Annotated in this window: 3 protein-coding genes; 2 read left to right on the top strand and 1 reads right to left on the bottom strand. The window is 67.0% G+C overall.

All coding sequences use genetic code 11. The annotated features are described in order from the left end of the window. Positions 1-42 precede the first annotated feature (42 nt). Complete coding sequence (gene fliE, locus ACXJKR_RS28415; protein ID WP_056199272.1) at positions 43-369, bottom strand: flagellar hook-basal body complex protein FliE; 327 nt, start codon at positions 367-369, stop codon at positions 43-45. Positions 370-516: 147 nt separating this feature from the next. Here fliE and fliF point away from each other — a divergent pair, with 147 nt between their 5' ends. Next, entirely contained in the window at positions 517-2211 is a 1695-nt protein-coding gene (gene fliF / locus ACXJKR_RS28420; RefSeq protein ID WP_457325681.1) for a flagellar basal-body MS-ring/collar protein FliF, read from the top strand. A gap of 229 nt (positions 2212-2440) precedes the next feature. Then, a partial coding sequence (locus ACXJKR_RS28425) for a flagellar motor switch protein FliG (protein ID WP_457325682.1) occupies positions 2441-3105 on the top strand: 665 nt, incomplete at its 3' end.

Here is a 3105-nt window from a genome sequence, read left to right on the forward strand (position 1 = left end):
CGGGCCGGCTCGGGAGCGGCCCAGCGCTCGGCCCGAAAGCCGCTAGATCTGCATGTTCATGATCTCGGAGTAGGCCGAGACCAGGCGGTTCCTGACCTGCAGCGTGGCCTGGAAGCCGATCTGCGCCTTCTGCATCGAGACCATGGTCTCTTCAAGGCTGACGGTCGGGTTGTCCAGTTGCACCTCGCGCTGCAGGCGGGCGGCCTCGTTCTGCGAGGCGCTGACATTCTTCAGCGCCTGCGTCATCGCGTCGCCGAAGCTGGCGCCTGACGTGGCGGCCGGCTTGGGCGCAAGCGGCGTGCCATTGACCGCCAGGCCCGCTCGGGCGGCGGCCTGTGCAAAGTCGAAGGGGCGCAACTTCATGTCCATGGGGCAGGACTTTGGCAGCAAGTCACGCGCACTAAGGGCGGAGATGCGCGGGCTCAGTCGGCCACTTCGGCGCTTTCTTTAGGGGCCCGGCACGAATAATTTGCGCCATCGCCGGATTCCCCGGCCCCCGCTGTACTCGCCCATCCGATGGACAACGCCCTGAGCGCCTCTGCTGCTGCCGCCCYGGTGATGATCACCCCGATCAACGCCCAGCCCAACTTCGTGCAGCGCTTGAACGGCCTGCCGCTGCGCAGCAAGCTGACCATGGGCGCCGGCCTGGCCGCCCTGGCCGGCGCCGTGCTGGCCATCACGCTCTGGTCCAGCCAGGGCGACTACCGCCCGCTGTTCAGCGGCCTGGCCGACAAGGACGGTGGCGCCGTCATCGGCCAGCTGTCGGCCCTGCAGGTGCCCTACAAGCATGAGGCAGGCGGCACCATCCTCGTGCCCGCCGGCCAGGTTTACGAGCTGCGCATGAAGCTGGCGGCGATGGGCCTGCCCAAGGGCGGCACCGGCAACGCCGTCGGCTTCGAGCTGATGGACAAGTCCAGCATCGGTCAGACCCAGTTCAACGAACGCCTGAACTTCCAACGCGGTCTGGAAGGCGAGCTGACACGCACCATCACCGCCATGTCGGACGTGGCCGATGCCCGCGTGCACCTGGCCATCCCGCAGCAGAACGGCTTCTTCCGCGAGCAGCAAAAGCCCAGCGCCTCCGTCGTGCTGACCCTGCGCGGCGGCCGCACGCTGGATCGCAACCAGATCGCCGGCATCGTGCACCTCGTCTCCAGTGCCGTGCCCGAGCTCAATCCCAAGGCCGTCAGCGTACTGGACCAGACCGGCGCCCTGATCTCCCAGACCGGCGCGGACACCGCCACCGGACTCGACAGCCAGCAGCTCCTTTACAAGCAGCAGGTCGAAGCCGGCTTCAACAAGCGCATCTTCGAATTGCTGGAGCCCGTTGTCGGGCGCGACAACCTGCGCTCCTCCGTCACCGCCGACGTGGACTTCTCCCAGACCGAGGCCACCGCCGAGGAGTACCGCCCCAACCAGGGCGCAGGAGCCCAGGCCGCGGTGCGCTCCAGCCAGAGCAACGAGAGCAACAACGCCAGCAATGCCACGCCCACCGGCGTACCCGGTGCTGCCACCAACCAACCGCCTGTGCCGGCCACCGCCCCGGTCAATGGCGCCAGCGCCCCGCTGCAGGCCGCACAAGGAGCGGGGGCTGGCGGCAACAGCCGCCGCGAGCAGGTCACCAACTACGAGGTCGACAAGACCGTGCGCGTCACGCGCGGCGCGGTCGGCAACGTCAAGCGCCTGAACGCAGCCATCGTCGTCAATCACCGCTCGGTGACCGACGCCAAGGGCAAGACGACGCAGCAGCCCGTGCCGACCGAAGAGATCACGCGCCTGACCGACCTCGTCAAGGAAGCCATGGGCTTCAACACCGAGCGCGGCGACTCGGTCAAGGTCATCAGCGCGCCCTTCGTCGTCGACAAGACCGAACCGGCCGATGTGCCGATCTGGAAGCAACCCTGGCTGCTGGACGTTGCCCGCAGCGCCATCGTGCCGCTGGCCTTCGTCGCCATCGCGCTGATCGCCGTCTTCGGCATGATCCGCCCCGCCATCAAGGCCGCGGCGCCGCAGCCGCCCGAGGACAAGGCCGAGACGGTGGATGAAGTCGTCGATGACGAAGAGCTGCTGCCTGGGGGCGCCGGCATGCCGCGCCTTGAAGCGCCGATTCATAACGAAAAACTCGAGCGTGCCCGCGCCCTGGCCCGCGACAATCCGGTAGCGGTCGCCAACATCATGCGCGACTGGATGGCCGGCGAGACGGCTGCGTGAAAATGAACCCCTCGTCCAAGGCGTACCTTGGCCGGTCCCCCGAGGGGACGGCGATGCTTGCGGCGTTGAGCCGCAAGCACACCGCCATGGCGGGCCGGCTTGGCGAACTGGAGTCGGACACAAGCAGTCCCTGCGGACTGCTTGTGCCTACGACAGGCCAAGGGCCTCTGGCCCTTGGCAGCCCGGCGCGCGGCCCGGAAGGCACTACGCCTCGCAATGAGGTTTGATCATGGATGACAAGGGCATAGAGAACGCTGCAATCCTGTTGATGTCGCTGGGCGAAGAAGAAGCCAGCGAGGTCTTCAAGCATCTGTCGCCCAAAGAGGTGCAGGCGCTGGGGGAGCAGATCGCCAAGCTCAAGGTCATCAAGCGGGCCCAGGTCGAGACCGTGCTCGACAAGTTCGATGCCGTCGCCGAGACCCAGAGCACCCTGGTCACCGACACCGACGAATACGTGCGCGCCGTGCTGCGCAAGGCCCTCGGCGAGGACAAGGCCAACCTGCTGCTGGACCGCATCCTGCAGGGCAGCGACGTCTCCTCCATCGAGAGCCTGAAGTGGATGGACGCCGCCAGCGTCGCCGAGCTGCTGCGCAACGAACACCCGCAGATCATCGCGGCCATCCTGGCCCACCTGGATTTCGACCAGACCAGCTCGGTGCTGAAGATGTTCACCGAACGCGGCCGCAATGAGGTGCTGATCCGCATCGCCACGCTGGACGGCATCCAGCCAACGGCGCTGAAGGACCTCAACGAAGTGATGAGCCAAATCCTGGCCGGCGGCGAGCGCATGAAGAAGAGCTCACTGGGCGGCGCCAAGACGGCCGCTGAGATCATCAACATGATGGGCTCCAGCGTCGAGGCCTCGGTGCTGGACTACATCCGCGAGGCCGACTC

The sequence above is a fragment of the Roseateles sp. P5_E11 genome, from assembly GCF_054049355.1.